We start from the raw sequence: 25,676 nt of genomic DNA, 5'->3' as shown, positions 1-25,676 counted from the left end.
ATCTTCAACGGGGGCGGGTCAGCCCGCCACCACCGTCGCCCCCGGCACCGGGCCGCGGGCCGTGCGTACCGCCCGGCAGGTGCCCGAGGCGGTCAGGGCGTCGGCCACCTTGCGGGCCGTTGCCTCGTCCGCCGCCAGGAAGGCGGTCGTGGGGCCCGAGCCGGAGACCAGCGCGGCCAGGGCACCGGCCCCGCTGCCCGCGGCGAGGGTGCCGGCCAGCGCGGGGCGCAGGGACAGGGCGGCCGGCTGCAGGTCGTTGGCCAGCACCGCCGCGAGGGCGGGCGCGTCACCGGCGCGCAGGGCCGCCAGGAGATCCGCAGACGGCTCCGGGTCGGGGACGGCCGTCCCCGCGCGCAGGCGGTCGCACTCGGCGTACACGGCCGGCGTGGACAGGCCGCCGTCGGCGACGGCGAAGACCCAGTGGAAGGTGCCGCCGGTCTCCAGCGGCGTGAGCAGCTCGCCCCGGCCGCGGCCGAGGGCCGCGCCGCCGACGAGGCTGAAGGGCACGTCGCTGCCGAGCTCGGCGCAGATCTCCAGCAGTTCGTCCCGGGAGGCGCCCGTGCCCCACAGGGCGTCGCAGGCCAGCAGGGCGCCCGCGCCGTCGGCGCTGCCACCGGCCATGCCGCCCGCGACGGGGATGTCCTTGGCGATGTGGAGGTGCACGTTCGCCTCCCGCCCGTGCCGGGCGGCGAGGGCGAGGGCGGCGCGGGCGGCCAGGTTGGTGGCGTCCAGGGGCACCTTGTCGGCGTCCGGCCCCTCGCAGGTGACCTTCAGCCCGTCGTGCGGGCGCACGGTGACCTCGTCGTACAGGCCCACGGCCAGGAAGACGTTGGCCAGGTCGTGGAAGCCGTCCGGCCGCAGCGGGCCCACGGCCAGCTGGACGTTGACCTTGGCCGGTACGCGGACCGTGACGGATGCGGTCACTGGGCTGCGCCCTTCTGTTCGGCGATCGCGGCGAACTCGTGGACGGTCAGGGACTCCCCGCGGGCCTGCGGCGAGATCCCGGCGGCCACCAGGGCCGCCTCGGCGGCGGCCGCCGAACCGGCCCAGCCGGCCAGCGCCGCGCGCAGCGTCTTGCGGCGCTGCGCGAAGGCGGCGTCGACCACGGCGAAGACCTCTTCCTTGGTGGCCGTCGTCTCCACCGGCGCGCTGCGGCGCACCAGCGAGACCAGGCCCGAGTCGACGTTGGGCGCCGGCCAGAAGACGTTGCGGCCGATGGCGCCGGCACGCTTGACCTCCGCGTACCAGTTGGCCTTCACCGACGGCACGCCGTACACCTTGTTGCCCGGCCGCGCGGCGAGCCGGTCGGCGACCTCCGACTGCACCATCACCAGCGTGCGCTCGATGCTCGGGAAGCGGTCGAGCATGTGCAGCAGCACCGGGACGGCGACGTTGTACGGCAGGTTGGCCACCAGCGCCGTCGGCGCCGGGCCGGGCAGCTCGGCCACGTGCATGGCATCGCTGTGCACCAGCGCGAACCGGTCGGCGCGCCCGGGCAGCCGGGCGCCGATCGTCGCGGGCAGCGCGGCCGCCAGCACGTCGTCGATCTCGACGGCCGTCACCCGGTCGGCGACCTCCAGCAGGGCCAGCGTCAGCGACCCCAGGCCGGGGCCGACCTCGACGACCACGTCGTCGGGCCGCACCTCGGCGGTCCGCACGATGCGGCGCACGGTGTTGGCGTCGATCACGAAGTTCTGGCCGCGCTGCTTGGTGGGGCGCACCCCGAGGGCGGTGGCCAGTTCGCGGACGTCGGCCGGGCCGAGCAGGGCGCCGGACTCGCCGGAGGGGTCTGTGCTGGGGCTGGAGCTCACCCGTGAAGTTTACGGCCGCACACCGGCCACGGGCTCGCCCCCCGGCTGACGTACAGCTTCTTCGCCCGGAACGTCTGCTCGTCCGACGAGGCGTCCTGCGGGCGCCCGCTGCCGCCCAGCGACTGCCAGGTGCGCACGTCGAACTGGTACAGCCCGCCGTACGTGCCCGACGGGTCCACCGCGTCGGGCCGCCCGCCCGCCTCGCACTGGGCCAGCGCGCCCCAGTTCAGGTGGTCCGTGCCCTGCACGGTGGTCGGCCTGGCCTTCGTCCCCACCTTGATGATCTCCGTCTTCGGCTGCTTCACCACCTGCGTGGAGACCTTCTTCGGCTTCTGCTGCACTCCGTTGACCGTGCGCAGCGCGTACGTCACCCGCTGCACGCCCTTCTCACCGCGCTGCACGACCACCTCCGTGCCCTTGTACAACGTCGGGTCCTGGCGGCGCTCGGTCGGGAAGTCGATGGGTTCCTCACGCGTCTCGGTGTCGGCCGAGATCCGCATGATGGAGATCGTCTGCCCCTCGCGCGGGAAGCTCTCCGGATCCACGGACGTGGTGTCCTGGCCGTTCAGGCCGATCCCGGCCTGCTCCAGCGCCTCGCGCACGGTCGCCGCGTTCGTACGGATCGTGCGCTCCCGGCCGTCGGCCATGAACGTCACCGTGCGCTCCGTGCGCACATCCAGATCCAGGCCCTGGCGCCCGATGGGCGCCGAACGGGACGCCGACAGATACGCCCCCTCGGCCCGCACGCCCAGCTGCCGCAGGGCCCCGTCGACCGTACGGGCCGTCGTCCACACCTGGCGGCGCTCACCGTCGAGCGTCAGCGCCACCGGCCGCCCGTACCGCACGATCACCTGATCACCGGCCGCCAGATCGTGATGCGGCCCCGGCGCCACGATGTCGTGCTCCCCGACGGCCATCCCCTCGTCGGAGAGCAACTCGGCCACGTCGTCGGCGAACGTGTGCAGGGTGCGGGGCCTGCCGTCCACACTGAGCTGGACGGTCTTGTCCTCCGCGATGAACGCGGACGTCCCACCGGCCAGAAAGGCCACGACAAGCGCCTGCGGCACCAACCGCCGCAACGCCTCGGCCCCCTCCCCCCGCCGACGCCGCCCACCACCCGGCTCGGCGCCTCCTGCCGCCCGCGCCCGCCGCGCAGCGGCGCGGCCGCCGGGGGCGGCACCCGGCCCGGGCGGATACGCCCCGGCATCGGCGCCGAGGGGGCCACCGGCGGGCGGATACCCATGCGCGACACGTGCACCGCCCGGCTCGCCGCCACCACCCTCGGCGCCGCTCGCCGCTGCCGCCCGCGCCCGCCGCGCAGCGGCGCGGCCGCCGGGGGCGGCGCCGCTCGCCGGGGCGCCGGCGTGCCCGGCCTCCTGCACCGGCCACACCACGGCGCGCCCGCCGTGGGCATCGCCGCCCTCGGGCGGGTGTCCCTCTGCGGCACGACCCCGGTCGGGGGCGCCGCCCTGCGGGTCGGCGGCGGGTGGATACCCGACCGGGGCACGGCTGCCGGGGAGGTACCTCCCCGCGTCGTCGGCGCCCCGGAGGTCGGCCGGCTGTGGGCCGCCGGCGCCCTCGTGGCCGGCCGAGGGCGCCAGGGCCCGCCGGCGGCGGGCCGCGGCGCGGCCGCCGGAGGTGCCGCCGTCGGGCACGTACCCGTCCGTGGCGGGGGCCGGGCGTTTCCGGCGCCCCCTGCCGGCCGCGGCGGCGCGCCGCGCCGCCGCGCGGCCCGTCGGGGCTGTCGTCTCGTCGGGGTTGCTCCGCCGCTCCGCCGTCCGGGCCGCCGTCTCGCCGGAGGCGACCGCGCCGGTGACCGGCTCACCGTCCACCGGGGGTGTCCCGCCGCGTCCGCGGCGCCGCGCCGCCGCGCGGCCGCCCGGGCCGGCCACCGGCTCGCCGTGCACCGGCGGTGCCTCGCCGGAGGTGCCCGGGCCGTTCGCCGGCTCACCGCCGGAGCGGTGGTCGGCCGGGGGCGTCTGCGTCCGCTTGCGCCGCTCCTTGCCGCCCGCGGCGGCCGCGGCAGCCGCGCGGCGGGCGGCCGCTCGGCCGCCGGGGCTGCTCGCGCCATCTGCCGGCTCGCCGCGTCTCCACCAGTCCTTGCCGCCCGCGGCCGCCCGTCGGGCCGCCGCGCGGCCGCCCGGGGCGGGCGGCGCACTCTCCGTCGGGGGTGGCTCCGTGCGTCCGCGCCGGCCACGGCTGCGCCGGGCCGCCGCCCGGCCGCCCGGGGGCGGGGCCTCGTCCGTCACGGGGAGTACCGACGTCGAGGCCGCGTCGTCCGCCGCGCCCTGGCGCGGCAGGTGCGGCTGGCCGAAGGGTTCGTACGGCTCGGCGTACGGGGTGTACTCCCCGTAGTGGGGGCTGCCCGGTGCTTGGCTCACGACACTCCACTGAGTCCGGCTAGGCCCGGACTGTAGCGGAGCCGCCATCACGGACCAAAGTCATACCGTCACACGGTGTCGCGAATTCCGGTGTCAGTACCCGAATGCCCGTGCGGTATTCGCCGCGACCGCCGTGGCCAGCGCGTCCTCGTCGATGCCGCGCACCGCGGCCATCGCGCGCAAGGTGACCGGAATGAGGTAGGGCGCGTTGGGCCGTCCGCGATACGGGGCGGGGGTCAGGAAGGGCGCGTCGGTCTCGACGAGGACGCGGTCGAGGGGGGCGACGGCGAGCGCGTCGCGCAGGTGCTGGGCGTTCTTGAAGGTGACGTTGCCGGCGAAGGACAGGTAGTAGCCGGCTTCGGCGCAGATCTTCGCCATCTCGGCGTCCCCGGAGTAGCAGTGGAAGACCACCCGCTCGGGCGCGCCCTCCTCCCGCAGGACGCGCAGGACGTCGTCGTGGGCGTCGCGGTCGTGGATGACCAGGGCCTTGCCGTGGCGTTTGGCGATGTCGATGTGGCGCCGGAAGGAGTGTTCCTGGGCGGCCTTGCCCTCGGGCCCGGTGCGGAAGAAGTCGAGGCCGGTCTCGCCGACGCCGCGTACGTGCGGCAGGGCGGCCAGGCGGTCGATCTCGGCGAGGGCGTCCTCGAGGGCGGCGTCGCCGCCGGGCTGCCGGGCGCCCTGGCGGGACCAGCCGTCGGGGTCGCCGTGGACGATGCGGGGCGCCTCGTTGGGATGGAGGGCGACCGCGGCCCACACGGCCTCGTGGGCGGCGGCGGTCTCGGCCGCCCAGCGGGATCCGGCGACGTCGCAGCCCACCTGGACGACCGTGGTGACTCCGACGGAGGCGGCCTTGGCCAGGGCGTCCTCGACGCTGTCGTGGGCCATGTCGAGATGGGTGTGCGCGTCGGCGACGGGCACGGACAGCGGTGCCGGCAGCGGCGGGGGAACGTTCTTCTCGTCGTTCTTCTTCCGCCCGCCATCCGCCGGACTGCTGTTCGATGCTGTTGCCGCCATGGCCGCGATTCTATGGACCTCGCGGCGCCGCTCGCATCGCGGTTACTTGCGGTGGAACGGGTGCAGCAGGTCCGAGAGGTGCCAGTGGTGCCCGCTGCGCTCGCGCCGCGCCGCCCGGTCGCCGCCGTCGTGGATGGGGCCGGCGGGCGACTGCTCGTCGACGGGCACGGCGTTGCGGCTGGAGAGGTGCAGGGCCTCGGCGACGACCGAGACCTGCCCGGAGCGCATGATGCGCACGACGTGGGCGCCGCAGTTCAGGCACGTGGGCCGGGTCAGCGGCGAGGGGACGCGCTCGCCGTCGGCGTAGTAGACGACGAACGGTTCGCCCTTCGCGTCGACGTGGTGCCGTATTTCGTACGACTGTTCCCACGCGTGCCCGCACCGCATGCAGGCGAACGAGTAGGACTCGTGGGCCGGCTCAAAAGCGCCGGCACTCTGTTCGGGAATCGTACGGACGCGGGTCACGGGCCGGGCACCGCTCGAAGCTCCTGCAATCTCGCTCATGGCAGCTCCTCTTGTCCGTCGGGACAAGCTCTGGACGCGCTCTCACGGGGACCGGAACGTCCCCACGTCCAGGGAACGCCCATCCCGCCGCCGGCGCAGCAGCCCGGCCCGCGAATTGGGGCAAACTTGGCGGCTCCATGTCCGAAGCCGCAGGCCACCATGCCTGGGCTTTGCTTTTCAGGTTAGCGCTTTACCTTATTGTCAACCGTTGGAAGTGGCATTTTTTGCCGCCACGACGGCATCGAACACGACGCGCTTGGGTAGACCTGTTTCCGCCGCCACGGCCGAAATCGCCTCCTTGCGGCGCTCCCCCGCCTCCTCGCGCACCCGCACCCGGCGGACGAGCTCGGCGGCGTCCAGTTCCTCGGGGCCGCGCTCGGCGGCGCCCTCCACCACGATGGTGATCTCGCCCTTGACCCCCTCGGCCGCCCAGGCCGCGAGCTCGCCCAGCGGACCGCGCTTGACCTCCTCGTACGTCTTGGTCAGCTCCCGGCACACCGCGGCGCGCCGGTCGGTGCCGAAGACCTCGGCCATCGCGGCGAGGGTGTCGTCGAGGCGGTGCGGGGCCTCGAAGTAGACCAGGGTGCGCCGCTCCTCGGCCACCTCCCGCAGCCGGCCGAGCCGCTCGCCGGCCTTGCGCGGCAGGAAGCCCTCGAAGCAGAACCGGTCCACCGGCAGCCCGGAGAGGGCCAGCGCCGTGAGCACCGCGGAGGGGCCCGGCACGGCCGTGACCCGCACACCGCGCTCGACGGCCGCGGCCACCAGGCGGTAGCCGGGGTCGGAGACCGACGGCATGCCGGCGTCGGTGACCAGCAGCACCCGCGCCCCGCCCACCAGGGCCTCGACCAGCTCGGGGGTGCGGGCGGACTCGTTGCCCTCGAAGTAGGAGACCACCTTGCCGGTGGTGTGCACCCCCAGCGCCTGGGTCAGCCGGCGCAGCCGCCGGGTGTCCTCGGCGGCGATCACCTCGGCGGTGCCGAGCTCGGCGGCCAGCCGCGGGGGCGCGTCGGCCACGTCGCCGATGGGGGTTCCTGCGAGTACGAGAGTTCCAGTCACGCCTCCCATCCTCGCAGGGACGCCGCGGCCCGGCCCGTACGGTCCGCCTCCGCCGGGCGGTCAGTGCCGGCGGTGGGCGGTGAGCGTGATGGGGGTGTCGGGGACGACGACCAGGAACCGCGGCACCGGGACCCCGCTCTTCTGCCGCCGCAGCTCCATCACCGTCCCTTCCGTCCGGGCCGGACCCGGCTGGAAGGGGCGGGCGGGGTGGCTGGAGTTGCGCCAGGCGTGCTGACGGCCGTCACAGGTGGCCGGGGCATCGCCCATGCCGACGGTCGTACCACCCTGCGTGAGGTTGGTGACGACGAAGACGGGACCGGCCGAGTGGTTCACCGAGCAGCGGTAGGTGCCGGTGAGGGTGACGGTGCCGTCGGACGCGAGAGTGCCGGTGCGGTTGATGACGAGCTTGTTGGCCGGTACGGCGGGCGGCGCGGGCGCGGCGGCCACGGTCGCGGCGGCCGCGGCAAGGAGTACGGCGGCGGAAATGCAGTGGGGATGGCGATGGCGATTGCGCATGGCTGCCAGGAATACCGGAAAAGGGCTGCCAAGTGGCCGAATGTCACTCCCGTGCCGCCGTGTCGGCCACCCGCGTCAGCCCGCGTGCAGCATCAGGCCGATACCGAGCACCATCAGGCCCGCGGCGGCGATGCGCGGCGCACCGAAACGTTCCTTCATCACCACCGCGCCTATCGCGGCGCCCACCAGGATCGAGGACTCGCGCAGCGCCGCGATGGGCGCGAGCGCGGCCCGCGTCTGGGCCCACAGCACCAGCCCGTAGGCGCAGACGGACAACAGCCCGCCGAGCAGGCCGCGGGCCAGGAAGGGCCGCATCTGCGCACCCAGCCGGCCGCGCCGGGCGGCCACCGCCCAGGCGGGGATCGCCAGGCCCTCCAGGATCATCAGCCAGGCGATGTAGCCGAGCGGGGTGCCGGAGGCCCGTACGCCCAGGCCGTCGACGACGGTGTACCCGGCAATGGACAGGCCCGTCGCGACGGCGGCCCCGATCGCCGGCCAGTGCGGCCGGGTCCCGGAACCGCGGATGCCCCACAGGGCCAGACCCACCAGCCCCGTGGAGGCCACGGCGACCCCGGCCAGCTGCATGCCGCCGGTGCTCTCGCCGGCGAACACCGCCGCCAGCACGGTGACGGCCAGCGGCGCCGTACCGCGGGCGATCGGATACATCTGCCCGAAGTCGCCGAGGCTGAACGACCGCATCAGCAGGGCCTGGTAGAGGACGTGCACCAGTGCCGAGGCGACCAGGTACGGCCAGGCCGCGGCAGCCGGCTGCGCCGTGAACGGCACCATGAGCAACCCGGCCACGGCACCGCCGCCACCGACCAGCGTGAAGGCGATCAGCTGGTCCTTGATGCCGTGGGCGATGGCGTTCCATGTGGCGTGCGTGACGGCGGCGATGAGGACGGCGACGGCGACGAGGGGGGTCATGTCCGGTGACGCTAGTGCGGGTTGGCGGCCCGGCGCTGTCGCGCCGGTCACGCGAGGCGCCTGCGGCGGGACGAGCTCGACGGTCCGGTGCGGCCCGGTGGCCGGCGCCCCCGTCGGCCTCAGCCGGCGCGCAGGACCGCTGCCACGATCGGACCCGCCGAGTCGCCGCCGTGGCCGCCCTGGGGGACGACCGCCGCCGCGGCGACGTCGTCGCGGTAGGCGGTGAACCACCCGTTGGGCGCCGTCTGGTTGTCGACCTCGGCCGAGCCGGTCTTGGCCCCGATGTCCCCGCCCAGCCCGGACATCGCGTGGGCGCCCGTGCCGGAGACGGCGGTCAGCCGCATCATGGCGCGCAGGTCGCGTGCGACGCCCGCCGGCAGGGACCGCGGCGCGCGGGCGAGCTGGCGGCCGTCGATGTCGGGGGCGACGAGGTACGGCTGGTGGAAGCTGCCGGTGCGCACGGTGGCCGCGACGGAGGCCATGGTGAGCGGGTTCATCTGCACGCGGCCCTGCCCGATGAGGGCTGCGGCCTTGCCGGCACCGGCATCCGCCGGTACGCGGCCGTCGAAGGTGCTGACGCCGGTCTTCCAGTCGAGGCCTATGCCGAAGACGTCGCGGGCCTCGTCGGCGAGCGCGCTGTCGGGGATCTTGCCGGCGAAGGAGATGAAGGCGGTGTTGCAGGAGGCGGCGAAGTCCTGCGCGAAGGTGGCGTCGGGGTTCTCGCTGTGTTCGACGTTGTGGAAGGTCATGCCGTAGGTGGCGTTCTTCGGGCACGGCAGGTGCTTGCCGGGGGCGGAGACGCCCTTTTCCAGCAGCATGGCCGCGGTGATGACCTTCATGGTGGAGCCGGGCGCGGTCGTACCGGAGAGGGCCGGGTTGAACTCGGTTTTCTTCGCGTCGGCCACGGCGAGGATTTCGCCGGTGCTGGGTTTGACGGCGACGACGGAGGCATCCGAGTGGCGGGCGACGGCGGCCTCGGCGGCGCGCTGGACGCCGGCGTCGAGGGTGGTGCGCAGCTTGCCGGGTTTGCCTTCGGCGACCACGTGGAGGGTCCTGGCCTCGGCGCCTTCGAGGCGGACGGCGACGGTGGGTTCGCCGCCGGCCTTCTGGCCGTAGCGCTTGCGCAGTTCGGTCAGGAGGGGGGCGAGCGAGGGGTTGGCCTTGGGGTCGAGTTCGGTGCCGTTGCGGTCGACGGCGACGAGTTTGGGCGACTCGGTCGCGGTGGTGCGCAGGGTGTGGCCGGAGTCGATGCCGGGGTGGACGACGGTGGGCTGCCAGCCGACCAGTGCCCGGCCGCGTCCGCCGCCCCCGCGGACGACGTCGAGCGAGGAGTCGTACGTCCAGGTGGAGTGCTGCTTGTCGAGGACGATCTCGGCGGTGACGGTGAAGGGCACCTTGGTGCCGGTGGCGGCGCCTTGTTTGAAGGTGGCCTTCCGGACGTGCACGGTGTCGCGGTAGGCGGTCAGGGCGGTGGTGGCCGCCGTGACGTTGTCGGTCAGGCCGGCGGCCTTCGCGGTGTCGCCGGCCGCCCAGGCGTCGAGGAACTCGCGGGCTGTGCGCGAGGTCTCGTCGGCCGTGGGCGGCCCGGTTCTGACGGGTGCGGCGTCGGTTTGTGTGCCGGTGTTGCCGTTGGCGACGGCGTCGACGAGGTTGTAGGCCCCCAGGCCGGCGGCGCCCACCACGACGGTGACGGCGACGCCGGTTGCGATCTTTGCGCCAGTGCGCATGTCCCTTGCCCCCTCCTGGTTTTAATCACCTGATTAAAACCTCGGGAGGAACTCTACGGGACCCCCTCGACCGAAAAGCCGTCAGATCCACGTATCCAGCCACATGCGGTTGCGCCAGGCGTCCATGGGGATGGCCTGCCCGGTGTACAGGGGGAAGAAGTAGATGAAGTTCCAGATGATGAGCAGGACGAGCGTGCCCGCACCGACCGCGCCCACGACCCGGCGCCGCTCCGAGGACCCGGACGGCCCGAGGATCGCCCCGATCAGCATGGCCACCGCCAGGCACAGGAACGGCACGAAGACCACCGCGTAGAAGACGAAGACGGTGCGCTCCTGGTACTTGAACCAGGGCAGGTAGCCGGCCGCGACGCCGCACAGCACCGCGCCCGCGCGCCAGTCGCGCCGGAAGGCCCAGCGGTAGAGCAGGTACAGCAGGGCGAAGCACGCCGTCCACCACAGCAGCGGGGTGCCCAGGGCCAGCACTTCGCGGGCGCACTTGTCGGCGGAGTCCATGGGGCAGCCGCCGTTGCCGGCGCCGGGGGACTCGTAGAAGTACGAGACCGGCCGGGACTGCACCAGCCAGCTCCAGGGGTTGGACTGGTAGGTGTGCGGCGAGGTGAGGTTGGTGTTGAAGTCCCACACCTGGGTCTCGTAATGCCACAGGCTGCGCAGCGGGTTGAGCACGCCGGCCAGGAAGCCGTCGGGGCTGGCGCCGCCCTCGACCTCCGCCCAGTGCCGGTTGTAGCCGCTGTGGCGCCAGCCGTTGGTCCGGTCGTAGGTGCCGCTGTGGGTGAACCAGCCGGTCCACGACGCCACGTACACGCCGATCGCGACCGGCACGGTCGACAGGAACGTCCACGGCATGTCGCGCAGCAGCGAGGAGAGCCAGGGGCGCCGGGCGCCGGCCAGGCGGCGGGAGGCGATGTCCCACAGGACGATCATCACGGCGAACGCCGCGAGGTAGACGCCGCCGTTCCACTTGGTGGCGAAGGCCAGGCCCAGGAAGACGCCGGCGGCCAGCCGCCAGGGGCGCAGGCCCAGCCGGGTGCGGTCGCCGGCGACCGGGTCGGGCGGGGTGTCCGGGTCGTCGGGCAGGGTGGCCGCGAGTTTCGCGCGCACCTTGTCGCGGTCGACGAGGGCGCATCCGAAGGCGGCGAGCACGAAGAAGACCAGCACCGAGTCGAGCAGCGCGGTGCGGCTCATGACGAAGTGCAGGCCGTCGACGGCGAGCAGGAGGCCGGCCAGGCAGCCGAGGAAGGTCGAGCGCAGCAGCCGCCGGCCGATGCGGCAGAGCATCAGGACGGTCAGGGTGCCGAGCACGGCGACCATGAAGCGCCAGCCGAACGGATTGAGCCCGAACAGCCATTCGCCGATGCCGATGACCCACTTGCCGACGGGCGGGTGGACGACGTACGAGGCGGCGTCCCCGACCGCGCTGTGCCCGGCGATGATCTGGTCGTTGGCGTCCTTGGGCCACTCGACCTCGTAGCCGTACGTCCACAGCGCCCAGGCGTCCTTGGCGTAGTACGTCTCGTCGAATATGACGGCTTTGGGGCTGCCGAGGTTCCAGAAGCGGATCAGTCCGGCGAACAGGGCGACGGCCAGCGGGCCGGCCCACCCCATGGACGCCGCGAGCCGCCGGGCGAGCAGGGGCGAGGCCCCCGCCGCCTCCCACAGCCGGGTGCCCGGCTCGGGGAACGGCGGGACGAGCCGCTCCCGTGCGCCGGGGCCGGCCGCGCCGCCCGTATAGCCGAAGCGGCGGAGTCTGCGCTGCCAGGGGGGCGGCTGCTCGTCCGTCGTCGTTCGGCCTCCGGGGGCGGGCGTCGCGGTGTCACTGGTCACCGCGCCATCGTAGGGAACGACCCTGTGCGCGTCGCGGGCCCGCCGCGCGGGTGGCGCCTGTCGGCCGCCGGCTGCGCGTCAGCTCTCGGTTCGCTCCGGCGCACTCGTCGTACGGCCGGCGGGGGTGGCCCGCAGGCCCAGGACGGAGGCGGCGGCGCCGAGGACGAGGCCGGCGATGACACCGGCGTTCAGCGTGCCGTTGCCCATGACCCACGACAGCAGCGCGGCGGTCGAGGGCACCAGGCAGAAGACCGTGCTGGTGCGGGCGGCCCCGGCCCGCCGGACCGCCTCCAGCTGCAGGCGCGTGCCGACGATGGAGTTGACCACCACCAGCCACAGCGCGACCCAGCCCGCGGTGCGCCAGTCGTGCACCGTGCCGCCCTCCAGCACCGCCAGCACCAGCAGCGGCGGGACGGCGGCGCTCAGCTGGACGGCGGTGGCGGCGCGCAGGTCGACGCCGGCGCAGAAGCGCTGCTGCCACACCGCGCTGGAGACCAGCCCCGTCAGGCCGACCAGGGTCAGGGCGCTGCCGGCGTCGAGGCCGCCGGCGGACAGCAGGCGGCCGCCGAGTGCGAGGAGCACGGCGAGCACGCCGAGGACGAGCCCCGCCAGCTGCCGGGCGCGCGGGCGCTCGTGCAGGACCAGCCCGGCCAGCACCGCGGTCAGCACCGGGTGCAGGCCGAAGACCAGCGCCGAGACCACGGGCGGCACGCCCACGGCCAGGCCGCCGTACAGGCCCGCGAAGTGCACGCAGTGCCCGAGCACGCCGACGACCATGGTGTGCACCAGCAGCCTCCCGCGCGGCCTGCGGGCCCGCACCGCCACCGCGATGCAGGTCATGAGCACCGCCGCCAGCGCGATGCGGCCGGCCGTGAGCAGGAACGGCGGGGCGGCGCCCACACCGAGTGCGCCGACCGGGTAGCCGGAGGCGGAGGCCAGCACGATGCCGCCGGCGAGCGCGGGGGTGATCCCGCGCCCGCCGGCCTCCCCGGCCGGCGGCCGGTCGGCGAGACCGACCGGGCCGGCCGGGGACCTCACGTCGTCGCGGGTGCGCCTCACGCGGCGGAGAGCATCGCTTCGTACGGCGTGGTGCCGTCGGCCCCGGCGGAGTCGACGCAGCGCCGGACCCAGTACCTGATCACCGTGCGGACCACGTCGTGCGCCAGCGGCTTGTCGAACAGCTCGCCGGGCCGGGCCTGCCGGGAGAACCACTCCAGGCGGGAGGTGAGCGCGCCGCCCAGGGTCAGCACCTGGCCCGGCAGGGCGAGCACGTCGCGCCCGGCCACGCGGCGCATCAGGTCGAGCCCGGCCTGCCCCTCGGGGACGGAGTGGTTGTGGGCCAGCAGCAGGAGGGTGCCGGGCCGCAGGGCGTCGACGTCGGCGTTCTCCAGTTCGTTGCCCCAGGTGTTGGCGACGACCGAGCCGCCGCGGCCGAGGCACTCGGTGGTGAAGGTGCCCGGGCGCGAGGGGAGCACGGGGTACCCGTCGCGGACGGTGCTGCCGGCGGCGTACGCGATGTCGGCGACGGCGACGTCCGGGAGGTCGGAGCGCTTGAGGTAGTCGAAGAAGTCGCTGCCCATGGCGCCGTCGGAGCCGATGAGGGTGACGGGGCCGGCGGGGCCGGGCTTGAGCTCCTCGAAGGCGGCGATCACGCCGGTTGTCGAGAAGGAGGACTTGCCTCCGCAGCCGCCCACCTCCCGGCGGACGCCCAGGACGTGCGGGGTGTGCTCCAGCAGCAGGTCGGCCAGACCGGCGAAGCGCCCGAAGTCGGGGGTGAGCTTGATCCTGCCGTCCATCTCGTTCAGGAAGGCGCCGATGCCCGCGAATATGGGCTCGATCGTGCGCCGGAATTCCGGCGAGAGCGGGTCGGAGAGGATGTTTTCGATGTCGGCGTCGCGGGGCCTGATGATGCAGCGGCCGCCACCGACGCGACTCTGCAGGAATCCCTGCGGAAAACGGTCGGAGAATCCGTCGAGAATTCCCTCCTCGAAGGCGGTGTTGATGAGGGTGTTCTTCAGTTTGCTCTCGCCGACGGCTAATCTCCTGAGAACGGAGACGGCTTCCTCGTCCGGTGTGACGAACGGGACCATCCGGCTGCCGCCGTAGGCGTAATCGGTGTCCCGCTGATCGTCCCAGGCCACCCACGCATCGCCGTTGGGGGTTTCTATCCTGTGCACCGACACCGCGGGTGACGAATTGCTCGACATGAATCTCCCCGAATCCTTGAACATGGTTCCGCGCTGCCCAGTCTGCAGCAGCCCCAAGGCCCGTGCAATGCTTGGGAATTGCCGGGAAAACCCCGCTTGGGGACGATTGGCGGCCATGGTGTTCGCTTGTTGGTTTGGGCGGGAGATAAAGGGCTCGGAATCAATACTTCCGGTTTCTTCCCAGGTGCCCTGTCCGGCCGTCGCGCAAGCCCGCATCCAGGCCGGATCGCCGACCGGGCCCCCGCGCCGCACCCCGGCAAGGGTGTGCGGCCCCCCCGCGCCGGGAACCTGCGGCCGGCGCGCACCGACCCCGTCCCACGCCTCCCCAAACGTGCAAAACGTCACACGAGCCCACAACCGCGGCACGCCGGGGAACCGCCCCCGGCCGTTCCGGCGTTCTTACAGGTCCACACACCGGTGGGCGCGACCGGGGGACGCGTGTGCAAGGGAAGGGCTCCGCGTTGAACCTCATCGATCTGCTTCTGCTGCTGGTCGTCATCGGCTACGCCGTCTCCGGCTACCGCCGGGGCCTGGTGGCCAGCGTCGTGCTGTTCGCCGGGTTCCTCGGCGGTGCGGTCGTCGGCGTGTGGGCGCTGCCGTTCGCCCTGCGGCCCTTCGAGCCCGGCACCGTGACCGCGGCCGTCGTCGCCGTCCTGGTCGTGCTGCTGCCGGCGGCCGTCGGCCACGCGCTGGCCGCGCGGTTCGCCTGGCGACTGCGCTCCCGGCTGACCTGGGCCCCGGTGCGCGGCCTGGACGGCATCGGCGGCGCGGCGGCGGCCTCGCTGGCGGTGCTGCTGGTGGGCTGGGTGGCCGCCAGCGTGCTGGTCTCGGCGAACTCCACGCTGCTGACCCGCGAGGTCAAGGAGTCCACGCTGCTGGGCGCGGTGCAAAAAGCCATGCCCGAGCAGGCGCCCACCTGGTTCAGCCGGACGACCGACGCACTGTCGGGGGCCGGCTTCCCGCAGGTCTTCAACCCCTTCGAGCACGAGCCCGCCACCAGCGTCGCCCGCCCCTCGGGCGACTCCGTCACCCCGGCCGTCACCCGGGCCGCGCGCACCAGCGTGGTCAAGATCGAGGGCGTCGCGGACGTCGGCGGCGGGCGGCGCGGCCAGGAGGGCAGCGGCTTCGTCTCCTCCGAGGAGCACGTGATGACCAACGCCCACGTGGTCGCCGGCGTCAGCCGGCCCACCGTGCGCGTCGGCGGCGTGGGCCGCGCCTACAAGGCCAACGTCGTCTACTTCGACCCCGACACCGACGTGGCCGTCCTGGACGTGCCCGGCCTGACCGCGCCGGTGCTGCCCTTCGACAAGAGCGCCAAGCGCGGCGACGCCGCCGTCGTCGCCGGCTTCCCCGAGAACGGCGGCCTGGACCTGCGCGCCGCGGTCGTGGCCAACGAGGTGCGCGCCAAGGGCCAGGACATCTACGGGGACGGCATCACCACGCGCGACGTTTTGTCGGTGCGCTCCACCGTCCGCCCCGGCAACTCCGGCGGTCCCCTCCTGTCCCCGTCGGGGAAGGTGTACGGGGTGGTCTTCGCCCGCTCGACGGCCGACTCCGAGACCGGCTACGTGCTCACGGCCGCCCAGGTCGAGCAGGCCGCCCGGCAGGCGGCGCATGCGACGGCGCCGGTCGGCACGGGCAGCCGGGCGGCGCTGTAACCGCCCGGCCTCGCGTGGCTCAGCACTTGTCGAGGACCGCCTGCAGCCTGGCCTTCTCGGCAGCGGTGACGCTGAGCCCGTAGTAGTCCTTCACCGCGACCCACGCCTGGCCGTACTTGCACTGGGCCTCGGGCAGCTGCGGCATCCACTGGTCGGGCGACTTGTCGCCTTTCCGGCGGTTGGTCCAGGTGGACACCGCGATCAGCTCCGGGGAGGCGGTCAGATCGTTGGCGAACTCCAGCCGCTTCTGCGGCGTCCAGTCGCGCGCGCCCGACCCCCAGGCGTTGCGCAGCGGGACGAGGTGGTCCAGGTCGACGTGCACCGGGTCGGCCATGGTCCTGTTGTCGTACTCGCTGTGCCACTTCCCGGCGACGACCCGGCACGGCCCGTCGAGCGTGGCCGGGACGTCGGAGTGCAGCTTGAGGGCGACCTGGCGGGTGGTGCACCGGTCCACGCCGTGCTGCACCCAGCAGGCCGCACCGAAGTGCTTGCGGTCGTAGCCCTTGCTGTCGAAGGGCTTGACGTCCAGTTCGGCCAGCATGCGCACGGCCTCGTCGCGGTCCGGCATGTTCCGGGGCCACTTCAGGGGCAGGGGACGCTCGTAGGCGGCGACCCCGGCAACCCCGGCGCCCCCCGCGGCCGCCGAGGAGCCGCGCGGCGGGCGGTCGGGGTCCTGCGGCGGGCGGTCGGGGTCCTTGGGCGGGGTGGTCCGCGGGCGGTCGGGGTCCTTGGGCGGGGTGGTCCGCGGGCGGTCGGCGTCCTTGGACGGGGTCGTCTGCGGCCGGTCGCCGCCGGGGCGCGAGGAGTCCGGGCCGGTCTTCGGCGGCCGCGAGTAGATGTCGCCCTCCTCCGGCGGCGAGCCCTCGCAGGCGGTCTCCTCGTAGTCCTGCGGGGCCTGCGGCGCCTTGTGCGCCATCGCGGCGCCCGCCCCCTGCGGCCGCCCGGCCGCCGGCGCGCCCTCGCGGGCCGCGCCCGGCAGGGTCGCGAGCAGGGCGGCGGCGGATATGGCGGACACGACCGTGGTCGTCCTCAGCTCCCGGAACCGTCGCATGGCGTCTCCCTTCGGGTCCCCTCGGGGACGAAAGTGGCATGGCCGACTCCCTGAGTGCGCCGCATTTAGGGACATAATCCGCAGTTGATGAAAATTCACCCGATCAGCCGGGATGCCTGACAGCTGGAAGACAGTCGGCCGACGAGGGGCGCGCAGAAGCGTTCCGCACGCTCTTGCGACCTTTTTGCAGCGAGCCCCTATCATCGAGCGGTTCACGACTGAACGAGCGACACGAACGAGCGACACGGACGGAGCGCCGTCATGCACGTACCCGACGGATTCATCGATGCCCCGGTATCGCTGGCCACCGGAGCCGTGGCGGCAACCGCCGTCGCCGCCGGCCTGCGCGGTGCCCGAAGGGAGCTCGACGAGCGCACCGCGCCGCTCGCCGGCCTGGTGGCGGCCTTCGTCTTCGCCGCACAGATGCTGAACTTCCCCGTGGCCGCCGGCACCAGCGGCCACCTGCTGGGCGGGGCCCTGGCCGCCATACTCGTCGGCCCCTGGACCGGCCTGCTCTGCATATCCGTGGTGCTGCTGATGCAAGGCGTGCTGTTCGCCGACGGCGGGCTCACCGCGCTCGGCGTCAACATCACCGACATGGCCGTGGTCACCACCGCCCTCGGCTACGGGCTCTTCCGGCTGCTGGCCAAGGCGCTGCCGCGGCGCCGCTCCTCGGTGACCGCCGCCGCCTTCGTCGCCGCGCTGGTCTCCGTCCCGGCGGCGGCCTGCGCCTTCACCCTCGTCTACGCGCTGGGCGGCACCACCGACGTCGCGATCGGCAAGGTCTTCACCGCCATGGTCGGCGTGCACGTCCTCATCGGCATCGGCGAGGCCGTCATCACCGCGCTGACGGTCGGCGCGGTCATGGCCGTGCGCCCCGACCTCGTCCACGGCGCCCGCGACCTGCGCCGCCCGCTGCAGCTGCGCACCGCGCAGGGCACCACCACCGTCGTGCCCGAGGCCGCGCCCGCCGCCCCCGCCTCCCCCGCGCCCCTGCGCCGGGTGCTCGCCGTCGGCCTCGCCGTCGCCGTCGTCCTCGCAGGCTTCCTCAGCTACTACGCCTCCACCAGCCCCGACGGCCTGGAGAAGGTCGCCCACGACAAGGGCATCGACTCCCGCGAGAAGGAGCACGCCGCCAAGGACTCCCCGCTCGCCGACTACCAGGTCAAGGACGTGGGCGACGCCCGCCTGTCCGGCGGTCTGGCCGGTGTGATCGGCGTCGGCGCGACGCTGGCCGTGGGCACCGGCGTCTTCGTGGTCGTCCGGCGCCGGCGCGGCCGCGCCGAGGAGGGCGCCGCCGCGGTGTCCGCCGGCACCGGGACGTCCTGACATGGGCGCGGGCCACGTCCACAAGCTCTACCGGCACGCCTCCTCCCCCGTCCACCGGCTCCCCCCGCACTGCAAGATCGCGGCGGCCTTCTGCTTCGTCGTGGTCGTGGTGTGCACCCCGCGCGAGGCGCTGTGGGCCTTCGCCCTGTACGCGCTGCTGCTCGCGGCGGTGGCGGCGACGGCACGGGTGCCGGCCGGCTTCGTGCTGCGCCGGCTGCTGATCGAGGTGCCGTTCGTGGCGTTCGCGCTGCTCATGCCGTTCGTGGCGCAGGGCGAGCACGTGCACGTGCTCGGCCTCGCACTCAGCCGGAACGGTCTGTGGGGCGCCTGGAACATCCTCGCCAAGGGCACCCTGGGCGTCGCCGCCTCCGTCCTGCTCGCCGCCACCACCGAACTGCGGTCGCTGCTGCTGGGCCTGCAGCGGCTGCGGATGCCCTCGCTGCTGGTGGAGATCGCCTCGTTCATGCTCCGCTACGGCGACGTCGTCACCGACGAGATGCGCCGCATGCGCATCGCCCGCGAGTCGCGCGGCTTCACCGCCCGTGGCGTACGGGACTGGGGGGTGCTGGCCAAGTCGGCGGGCGCGCTGTTCATCCGCTCCTACGAGCGCGGCGAGCGCGTCCACCTGGCCATGGTCAGCCGCGGCTACACCGGGACGATGCCCGTCATCGACGAGGTCACTGCCTCGCGCGCGCAGTGGGCGCAGTCGGCCGGGTTGCCGCTGGCCGCGCTGGCCGTGTGCCTGACGGCAGTGGTGTCCTCCTGACGCCGTGACGCCCTGACGTCCTCCCCCGGCCGACGCTCCCCCGGCCTTTCGACCGACGCCCTTCGACCGACGCCCTTTCGACCGACGCCCTTTCGACCGACGCCCCCTCGACGTCCGCGGACGTCTCCCGACCGGATGGACCCCGCCATGACCGCGTCCCCCGCCGCTTCCCCCGAGGTGCCCTCCCTCGAGGTGTCCGGCCTCGCCTACGCCTACCCCGACGGTCACCAGGCCCTCTTCGGCGTCGACCTCACCCTCGGCCGCGGCGAGCGCGTCGCACTCCTCGGCCCCAACGGCGCCGGCAAGACCACGCTCGTCCTGCACCTGAACGGCATCCTCGGCGGCGGCGCGGGCTCGGTGCGGGTGGCCGGGCTGCCGGTGGACAAGGCGCACCTCGCCGAGGTCCGGCGGCGCGTCGGCATCGTCTTCCAGGACCCCGACGACCAGCTGTTCATGCCCACCGTCCGCGAGGACGTCGCCTTCGGCCCGGCCGCAGCCGGCCTGCGCGGCGCCGAGCTGGAGGCCTGCGTACGCAGGGCGCTGGAGCGCGTCGGCATGGCCGAGCACGCCGACCGGCCCCCGCACCACCTGTCCTTCGGGCAGCGGCGCCGGGTGGCGGTGGCGACCGTCCTGGCCATGGAGCCGGAGATCCTCGTCCTGGACGAGCCCTCCTCCAACCTCGACCCCGCCTCGCGGCGTGAGCTGGCCGACATCCTGCGCTCGCTGGACGTGACTGTGTTGATGGTCACGCATGACCTGCCCTACGCCCTGGAGCTGTGCGAGCGGTCGGTGATCCTCAGCGGCGGCGTCATCGCCGCCGACGCCCCCACCCGGGAACTGCTGTGCGACGAGGGCCTGATGCGCTCGCACCGCCTGGAGCTGCCCTTCGGCTTCGACCCCCGCTCGGTGGCCGTGCGGGGGTGACCCCCCGGTCCGGGGCACCCGTGGCCGCGTTGCACCATGGTGGATGGTTTTGTAGCGATCGGGACAGTGGGAGCGGGCAACAGTGGTGGACGTCCAGGGCACGGTGGCGGACGGCTTCGAGCCGGTCCGGGACGCCTTCGCGGACAACTTCGCGCGGCGCGGTGAGCGCGGCGCGGCCGTGACCGTCTACCGGGACGGCCGCAAGGTCGCCGACCTGTGGGGCGGCGCCCGCGACGCAGGCGAAGCCCCCTCCGGGCCCTGGACGCGCGGCACCGCCCAGGTCGTGCGCTCCGCCACCAAGGGTGTGGCCGCGGCCGTCCTGCTGCTGCTCCACCAGCGCGGCCAGGTCGACCTGGACGCCCCCGTCGGCACGTACTGGCCGCAGTTCAAGGCGGCCGGCAAGGAGCGGGTGCTGGTGCGCCACCTGCTCGCCCACCGGGCCGGGCTGCCCGCCCTCGACACCCCGCTGACCCCGGCCGAGGCCCTGGACGGCACCAGCGGCCCGGCGGCGCTCGCCGCCCAGGCCCCCGCCTGGGAGCCCGGCACCGACCACGGCTACCACGCCCAGACCTTCAGCTGGCTGCTCGGCGAGCTCGTCCTGCGGATCACCGGCCGCACCCTGGGCACCTGGGTGGCCGAGGAGATCGCCGGTCCCCTCGGCCTGGACCTGTGGATAGGCCTGCCCGCCTCCGAGGAGCAGCGCGTCGGCCGCCTCGCGGCCGTCGAACCCCCGCCGGCGCCCGCCTCGGCCGGGCTGCGCGTCCGTCCCAAGGCATCGGTCGCCGCCGCGTACGCCGACCCCGCCTCCCTCACGCGCCGCGCCTTCGGTGCCATCGAGCCGGCCGCCGACGAGAACGACGCGGCCTTCCGCGCCGCGGAGCTGCCCGCTTCCAACGGCATCGCCACCGCGGATGCGCTCGCCCGCTTCTACGCCTCCCTCATCGGCGTCGTCGACGGCGGCCGCCGCCTGTTCGCCCCGGCCACCCTGACCGTGGCCCGCACGGAGGAGTCGGCCGGCCCGGACCGGGTCCTGGTCGCCGGCACCCGCTTCGGCCTGGGCTACATGCTCCACGGCCCGGCCTGCCCGCTGCTGGCCCCCGGCTCCTTCGGCCACCCCGGCCGCGGCGGCTCGCTGGGCTTCGCCGACCCCGAGTCCGGCATCGCCTTCGGCTACGTCACCAACGGCATGCAGAAGAACGTCACCGCCGACCCGCGCGCCCAGGCGCTGGTGAAGGCGGTTGCGAAGTGCCTGGCGGGGTAGTCCTGGCCGCGTGGAGCGGTTCGAGGGGTACGCAGTACTGATCACGGGCGCGGGCCGGGGCATCGGCGCGGCCACCGCCCGCCGCCTGGCGGCGGAGGGCGCGGACGTCCTGCTGACCGACGCGGACGGCGAGCGCGCGGCCAAGGCCGCGGCGGCCCTGCGCGCCGACGGGCTGCGGGCCGAGGCCGCCCCCGCGGCCTGCGACGTGAGCGACGACGCGGCGGTACGGGCCGCCGTGGCGTACGCGGTGGAGCGCTACGGCCGCCTGGACGTGCTGGTCAACAACGCCCTGTCCTGCCACCCCGACCCGGTGCTCGTCGAGGACTACCCCGACGAGGCCTGGTCCCGCGACCTCGACGTCACCCTCACCGGCGCGTTCCGCTGCGTACGCGCCGCGATGCCGCACCTGGCCGCGGCCGGCGGCCGCGGAGCGGTCGTCAACATCGGCTCAGTCAACGGCGAGCAGGACTTCGGCAACCATGCCTACAGCGCCGCCAAGGCGGGCCTGGCGAGCCTGACCCGTACGCTGGCCGGCCAGTGCGCGCCGCGGGGCGTACGGGTCAACCTGGTGGCCCCGGGCACGGTCGCCACTCCCAACTGGGACGGCCGGGAAGCGGCCCTGGAGCGCGCGGCCGCGCACTACCCGCTGGGCCGCGTCGGCCGGGCCGAGGACGTCGCGGCGGCCGTCGCCTTCCTCGCCTCCGCCGACGCGGCGTGGATCACCGGGGTGACACTGCCGGTGGACGGCGGCATCCTCGTCGGCAACATCGGGCTGCGCAGGGCGCTGCGGGGGGATGCCTGACCTTCTCAGCAGCACTGCATGGTGAACATCACCCGGTCGAAGCGGAGCGCGGCCAGGTCGGCCGGGCGTATGAGCCAGTACAGGGCGCCGCAGTCGCCCCACATCATGTCGGCGTCGCCGTCGGTGTCGAACTGCGCCAGCAGCACCCAGTCCGCGGCGTCCTCGGCGACGCGGGGGTCGTCCCAGCGCACGTCGTTGCCGAGGGCGGCGTGGGCGATCTCGTACTCGACGGGGTTCTGCACGGGGTGGGCGTGGCCGCCGACCTGGTGACCGGGGCCGGGCTTGCGGTCGTACAGCGCGTCCGTGAACTCCTCGGGCCACCCTTCGAGGCCGTCGTCGTCGCCGAACGCCTCCCGGACGACGGGGTGCCAGATGCTCGGCGCCGTGGCCTCGACGCGGACGGTCAGGGGCACCTCGGGGTACGCCTCCAGCTGCTCGCAGTCCTCGCAGTCCGCACCGTGGTCGCAGTCGTACAACGGCAGCGGCCGTTCGGTGACCGCGGCACCCGCCGGGATGTGGATCACCCGGGCGCCCGGTCGGCACTCCGGGTCCGCGAAGTCGACATAGGCGTCGCCGCTGTCGATCTGACCGTCAAAGTAGAAGAACGCCAGCGTGCCGTCCGCGGGCAGCGCAATGTCCAGTTCCCCGGCGGGCAGCGCGGAACAGTCGACGGAGGCGACGAAGGACAGCGGCCCGTGCCCCTCCCACACCGGCCACTCCACCCCCTCCGGCAGCAGGGGCAACCCCCCGAGCCGCCCGGCCACCGGCTCGCCCGCCTCCGCCTTCTCCAAGGTCGCGCCGGGGCGCAGCAGACCCGTCCACCGTGCGGCGACCTCGGCGGGGAGGTGCTTGCGGGCAAAGTCGTGCAGCGGCGTCGCGGACGCGTTCTGTGTCATGACGACGATGATGCACGCCACCACTGACAGTGCTATGAGGCCCCGACCGCGAGGGAGTTGCGGACGAGGTCCAGCACCTCGCCGTCGCTCATCCCCAGCGCCCGCGCCTCCGCCACGAACTCCCGCGCCTGGGCGGTCAGCCGGGCCCGGCGTGGCGAGGCCCCGCCGGTGACGACGGCCCCGCGGCCGCGGCGCAGTTCGAGCAGGCCCTCTTCGCGCAGTTGCTGGTAGCCGCGCAGGACGGTGTGCATGTTGACGCCGAGGGAGCGGGCGAGCTCGCGCGCCGAGGGCAGTCGCTCCCCCGTCCGTATGGCGCCGTCGGCGATGGCGGCGCGGACACAGCCGGCGATCTGGTCGCCCAGCGGCACGGACGAGGCGGGGTCGATCCGGAACAGCATCTACCCGGCCTGCCGCTCGCGCAGGGCGTTGAGCAGGCCCACCGCCGTACCGGCGTCGTCGACCGTCACCACGAACTCGCTGCCGTGCACCAGCCGGACGGCCACGGCGTCCCCGGCGCGCAGCACGACCCCACTGGCCCCCGGCACGACCCGGTAGCCCCAGCCGCCGAATTCACGCAGCGGTTCGACGTGCCGGGCGGACGCCTCGGTGATCCGCTCCAGCGGCAGCCGTACTCGCGGCCGGGGCAGGACCACGGGCCGTACGGTGAGCCCGTTGCGGTCGACGGTCACCCGTGCCCCGCTGCACAGCGCCGTCACCACGCCCGCGACCAGCAACGACGCCCCGCCCGCCCAGCCGGCGGCGAACCCGAGCGCCAGCCCGGCGACGGCCATGACCACCCCGACGGCCCGCAGCAGGGGCGAGGCGGCGACGTGCGACCAGGACGCGACCTCGCCGACGGCGAGTTCGAGCCGGGGCACGCGGGCGGAGGGCGCCGAAGGCCCGGCGGCGGGCGGCTCGTACGCCCCGGCCAGCAGCCACCCGAGCCCCGCGTACGCCATGGCGGCCCCGAGGGCCACGAGCATGTGCCACGCGGGCAACCGCAGCTCCCCACCGGCGGCGTTGACCCGCAACACGTCGACCACGACCACCCCCACCAACACGGCGGCCCACCCCCCGAGCACGGCCACAATCCGCTGCGGCTCGGGCACCGCCCGCATCGCATACACGAGCCCCCCGAACATGGCCCCCAGCCCGCCCACCACCCCGAACCCGACCGCGAGGAACGTCCCGGCCGTATCGAACGCATCGGCCTGCCCATCGACCCCGAAATGCGTGGCCATCCGCTCCGGCAGCTGATGGCGAAGGGCGAGATAGAAGGCCAGCAACGCCACACAGCCGGCGACGGCGGGAAGCGTGGCGACGAGGATGCGACGAGCGGTACGGGACACGGGCACAGCTGACATGGCGACCTCCAGTTGTTTGCATGGTAGTAGAACAACTGGGGGCTCGGCGCCCGTCAGAACGGAAAGATCCGGGTGAGGACGACCTGCTGCTCCTCCTTCTTGATCAGGTATTCGACGATGCCGCGACCGTCGGGGATGAGCGCCGTCCGCCAGTCGCCGCCTTGCGCGGCCTCCGAGCTACCGGCCAGCCAGGGGTTCTCCGCAATGGCAACAGTCAAAGCGCAGATCTTGGAGAACAGCTCGGCGGAGAGCGCCGGATCGGCCAGTGCATCGGCCACGAGGGGCGAAAGGCTCACCGGCCAGAGGTCGGCCCCCTCACTCACCCGGCATCTCCCCACCTGCGGCACGACGACGGCGGAAGACCTCGTCCATGCCCACCGTGGGAAGCGTCCCGGCCTCGGCGTCGGCAATGATCTGCGCCCTGCTGGGATCGGAGTCGAGCATGGCCCGTCCCCACCACGCCGCTATGACGTTCTGAAGCTCCTGACCGGCTTCGGCGGCGAGCACGAGCCGGTAGAACTCCATCCGCAGCTCCGGCGAGAGAGCATCGGCGATGCCCTGGATGGTGCGCGGCACCCGAGGACCGTCCGGTTCGTGGGCGTGCATGGGCTGTGCGGTCATGGCAAGCCTCCGGATCGTGCGGGTACCGCCACGGTAGTCCGGGCGGAAGGCGAGATGCACAGGAAGTTACCTTTCTCAGCTGGGTCGGGGGCACAACGCCGCCCGCACGGCGGCGATGCCGCGGCGGGTGGCCTCGACGGCGCCGGAGACGTCGGCGGCGGCCGTCTCCTGCCGGCAGGCGCCGCACCGGTCCTCGTCGGCGACGGCCCGGAAGACGCGCCCGCAGCCGCCGAGGCAGGTGCGCAGGTCGTTGCGCTGCGGCACGGGCTCCGGGACGGGCGCCGGATCGGGCATCTTGCGCACCAGCCGGTTGCGGGCGAGCCCGGCCGGGGAGTGCACGACGTCGGGCAGCCCCGAGGTCAGCGCGGTGCGCAGGTCCCCGAGCGTGGCGCCGCGCGCGAACCACTCCGCCGCCAGCGGGACGAGGGCCCGTACGTCCCGCCCGGACAGCCGTAGCCGCCGCTCGCCGTGCGAGACGGCGGCGAGGGCGTGCGCGGCGCGCTCGGCGAGCGGGTGGGGAGGGTGGGGGATGTTCTCCCCGTTCTTTTCCTGGGAGCGACCGACGGCCCGGCGCTCCGGTTCACCGACGGTCGGCGGGGTGTCCGTCGGCGGCTGCTCCCCGTCCCGCACGGCGACCGCCTCGTCGGGGGTGAGCGGCACGTTGCTCACGAGCTGCTCGGTGGCCCACCGCCCCCGCGCCCCCTGCCGCGGCCACTCGTGGACGTACCCCTCCTGGATCAACTCCTGCTTGGCCCGCGTGTACGCCGTCTTCTTGATCCCGGCCCGCAGCCCGACTTCGGACAGCGACACGGCGGAGGGGTCGGGCAGCGAGAGCGCCCAGGTCAGGATGCGGACGGCCTGGGCCGACAGCCGCGGATGGCGGAGGATCTCGTTCGGGACCTGGGTGTAGAAACGCTCGGGAGCGGTAACATGCCGCATCATCGTCGGGGAGCCCTTATCTCCTCGCAGGTGTAGACCCCCTGCGCCGGCTGCCACCGGCCTGGGGGTCGTTTCTTGCG

Annotated in this window: 24 protein-coding genes and 1 pseudogene; 6 read left to right on the top strand and 19 right to left on the bottom strand. The window is 74.1% G+C overall.

From position 1 onward, the window contains the following. Nucleotides 1-18 precede the first annotated feature (18 nt). The 12 genes and pseudogenes from AB0K17_RS13365 to AB0K17_RS13310 all read right to left on the bottom strand — a co-directional run bounded on the left by AB0K17_RS13365 (nt 19) and on the right by AB0K17_RS13310 (nt 13,985). Nucleotides 19-924: a 4-(cytidine 5'-diphospho)-2-C-methyl-D-erythritol kinase gene (locus tag AB0K17_RS13365; protein ID WP_365983027.1), complete on the bottom strand. Its 906-nt coding sequence runs from the start codon at nt 922-924 to the stop codon at nt 19-21. Then, on the bottom strand, nt 921-1,811 hold the full coding sequence (gene rsmA, locus AB0K17_RS13360) for a 16S rRNA (adenine(1518)-N(6)/adenine(1519)-N(6))-dimethyltransferase RsmA (protein ID WP_365966033.1): 891 nt from the start codon (nt 1,809-1,811) through the stop codon (nt 921-923). The genes AB0K17_RS13365 and rsmA overlap by 4 nt, the downstream gene beginning before the upstream one ends. Further along, nucleotides 1,808-2,890: pseudogene (locus AB0K17_RS13355) on the bottom strand (ubiquitin-like domain-containing protein); the annotation flags it as partial. The gene rsmA and the pseudogene AB0K17_RS13355, both read right to left, overlap by 4 nt. A gap of 1,395 nt (nt 2,891-4,285) precedes the next feature. Further along, on the bottom strand, nt 4,286-5,206 hold the full coding sequence (locus tag AB0K17_RS13350) for a TatD family hydrolase (protein ID WP_365966036.1): 921 nt from the start codon (nt 5,204-5,206) through the stop codon (nt 4,286-4,288). Between the two features lie 42 nt (nt 5,207-5,248). After that, nucleotides 5,249-5,710 carry a hypothetical protein gene (locus AB0K17_RS13345; protein ID WP_365966037.1) on the bottom strand — a complete coding sequence of 154 codons (462 nt, stop codon included), beginning with the start codon at nt 5,708-5,710 and terminating at the stop codon, nt 5,249-5,251. A 201-nt stretch (nt 5,711-5,911) separates the two neighbouring features. After that, nucleotides 5,912-6,775 carry a 16S rRNA (cytidine(1402)-2'-O)-methyltransferase gene (rsmI, locus tag AB0K17_RS13340; RefSeq protein WP_365966038.1) on the bottom strand — a complete coding sequence of 288 codons (864 nt, stop codon included), beginning with the start codon at nt 6,773-6,775 and terminating at the stop codon, nt 5,912-5,914. A gap of 51 nt (nt 6,776-6,826) precedes the next feature. Then, nucleotides 6,827-7,282: a DUF6299 family protein gene (locus AB0K17_RS13335; protein WP_365966039.1), complete on the bottom strand. Its 456-nt coding sequence runs from the start codon at nt 7,280-7,282 to the stop codon at nt 6,827-6,829. A 75-nt stretch (nt 7,283-7,357) separates the two neighbouring features. Continuing rightward, nucleotides 7,358-8,209, bottom strand: a complete 852-nt coding sequence (locus AB0K17_RS13330; protein WP_365966040.1) for a DMT family transporter — start codon at nt 8,207-8,209, stop codon at nt 7,358-7,360. A gap of 119 nt (nt 8,210-8,328) precedes the next feature. Next, the gene (locus tag AB0K17_RS13325) at nt 8,329-9,936 is read right to left on the bottom strand and encodes a penicillin-binding transpeptidase domain-containing protein (protein ID WP_365983026.1); all 1,608 of its coding nucleotides are present in this window, start codon (nt 9,934-9,936) and stop codon (nt 8,329-8,331) included. An 81-nt stretch (nt 9,937-10,017) separates the two neighbouring features. Beyond that, nucleotides 10,018-11,778 (bottom strand): phospholipid carrier-dependent glycosyltransferase, encoded by a 1,761-nt coding sequence (locus AB0K17_RS13320; protein ID WP_365966042.1) that lies wholly within the window; start codon nt 11,776-11,778, stop codon nt 10,018-10,020. Between the two features lie 78 nt (nt 11,779-11,856). Continuing rightward, nucleotides 11,857-12,837, bottom strand: coding sequence for a DMT family transporter (locus AB0K17_RS13315; protein ID WP_365983025.1), 981 nt, complete (start codon nt 12,835-12,837; stop codon nt 11,857-11,859). Continuing rightward, nucleotides 12,834-13,985 carry a hypothetical protein gene (locus tag AB0K17_RS13310; protein ID WP_365983024.1) on the bottom strand — a complete coding sequence of 384 codons (1,152 nt, stop codon included), beginning with the start codon at nt 13,983-13,985 and terminating at the stop codon, nt 12,834-12,836. The genes AB0K17_RS13315 and AB0K17_RS13310 overlap by 4 nt, the downstream gene beginning before the upstream one ends. A gap of 461 nt (nt 13,986-14,446) precedes the next feature. Between AB0K17_RS13310 and AB0K17_RS13305 the strand changes: the two genes are divergently transcribed. Further along, nucleotides 14,447-15,643: a MarP family serine protease gene (locus AB0K17_RS13305; protein ID WP_365966046.1), complete on the top strand. Its 1,197-nt coding sequence runs from the start codon at nt 14,447-14,449 to the stop codon at nt 15,641-15,643. 19 nt (nt 15,644-15,662) lie between these two features. On the opposite strand, the gene AB0K17_RS13300 is transcribed toward AB0K17_RS13305, so the two are convergent. Further along, nucleotides 15,663-16,694: an HNH endonuclease family protein gene (locus tag AB0K17_RS13300; RefSeq protein ID WP_365983023.1), complete on the bottom strand. Its 1,032-nt coding sequence runs from the start codon at nt 16,692-16,694 to the stop codon at nt 15,663-15,665. Nucleotides 16,695-16,955: 261 nt separating this feature from the next. Here AB0K17_RS13300 and AB0K17_RS13295 point away from each other — a divergent pair, with 261 nt between their 5' ends. The 5 genes from AB0K17_RS13295 (at nt 16,956) to AB0K17_RS13275 (ending at nt 21,776) form a co-directional block, all read left to right on the top strand. Further along, complete coding sequence (locus tag AB0K17_RS13295; RefSeq protein ID WP_365966049.1) at nt 16,956-18,023, top strand: energy-coupling factor ABC transporter permease; 1,068 nt, start codon at nt 16,956-16,958, stop codon at nt 18,021-18,023. Nucleotide 18,024: 1 nt separating this feature from the next. Continuing rightward, nucleotides 18,025-18,789 carry a cobalt ECF transporter T component CbiQ gene (gene cbiQ, locus AB0K17_RS13290; RefSeq protein ID WP_365983022.1) on the top strand — a complete coding sequence of 255 codons (765 nt, stop codon included), beginning with the start codon at nt 18,025-18,027 and terminating at the stop codon, nt 18,787-18,789. Between the two features lie 147 nt (nt 18,790-18,936). Further along, nucleotides 18,937-19,713: an ABC transporter ATP-binding protein gene (locus tag AB0K17_RS13285; protein WP_365966051.1), complete on the top strand. Its 777-nt coding sequence runs from the start codon at nt 18,937-18,939 to the stop codon at nt 19,711-19,713. 82 nt (nt 19,714-19,795) lie between these two features. Further along, a complete protein-coding gene (locus AB0K17_RS13280; protein WP_365983021.1) occupies nt 19,796-20,974 on the top strand; it encodes a serine hydrolase domain-containing protein in 1,179 nt (392 codons plus the stop codon). Between the two features lie 10 nt (nt 20,975-20,984). After that, nucleotides 20,985-21,776, top strand: coding sequence for an SDR family oxidoreductase (locus AB0K17_RS13275; protein WP_365966053.1), 792 nt, complete (start codon nt 20,985-20,987; stop codon nt 21,774-21,776). A gap of 5 nt (nt 21,777-21,781) precedes the next feature. On the opposite strand, the gene AB0K17_RS13270 is transcribed toward AB0K17_RS13275, so the two are convergent. From AB0K17_RS13270 to AB0K17_RS13245, 6 genes are all read right to left on the bottom strand, one after another. After that, nucleotides 21,782-22,672: a YwqG family protein gene (locus AB0K17_RS13270; protein WP_365983020.1), complete on the bottom strand. Its 891-nt coding sequence runs from the start codon at nt 22,670-22,672 to the stop codon at nt 21,782-21,784. Nucleotides 22,673-22,704: 32 nt separating this feature from the next. Beyond that, nucleotides 22,705-23,070 (bottom strand): GntR family transcriptional regulator, encoded by a 366-nt coding sequence (locus AB0K17_RS13265; protein WP_365983019.1) that lies wholly within the window; start codon nt 23,068-23,070, stop codon nt 22,705-22,707. After that, nucleotides 23,071-24,036 (bottom strand): DUF1648 domain-containing protein, encoded by a 966-nt coding sequence (locus tag AB0K17_RS13260; protein WP_365983018.1) that lies wholly within the window; start codon nt 24,034-24,036, stop codon nt 23,071-23,073. It lies immediately after the preceding gene. Nucleotides 24,037-24,089: 53 nt separating this feature from the next. Then, entirely contained in the window at nt 24,090-24,359 is a 270-nt protein-coding gene (locus tag AB0K17_RS13255; protein ID WP_365966058.1) for a hypothetical protein, read from the bottom strand. Further along, nucleotides 24,352-24,657, bottom strand: coding sequence for a hypothetical protein (locus AB0K17_RS13250; RefSeq protein WP_365966060.1), 306 nt, complete (start codon nt 24,655-24,657; stop codon nt 24,352-24,354). The genes AB0K17_RS13255 and AB0K17_RS13250 overlap by 8 nt, the downstream gene beginning before the upstream one ends. Before the next feature lie 75 nt (nt 24,658-24,732). Further along, nucleotides 24,733-25,599, bottom strand: coding sequence for a hypothetical protein (locus AB0K17_RS13245; protein ID WP_365966061.1), 867 nt, complete (start codon nt 25,597-25,599; stop codon nt 24,733-24,735). Nucleotides 25,600-25,676: the final 77 nt, after the last annotated feature.

Source organism: Streptomyces sp. NPDC049585, from assembly GCF_040675615.1.
Classification (GTDB): Bacteria; Actinomycetota; Actinomycetes; order Streptomycetales; family Streptomycetaceae; genus Streptomyces; species Streptomyces luteosporeus.
The sequence above is the reverse complement of the archived record's forward strand: the minus strand, read 5'-3'. Positions and strand labels throughout refer to the sequence as shown.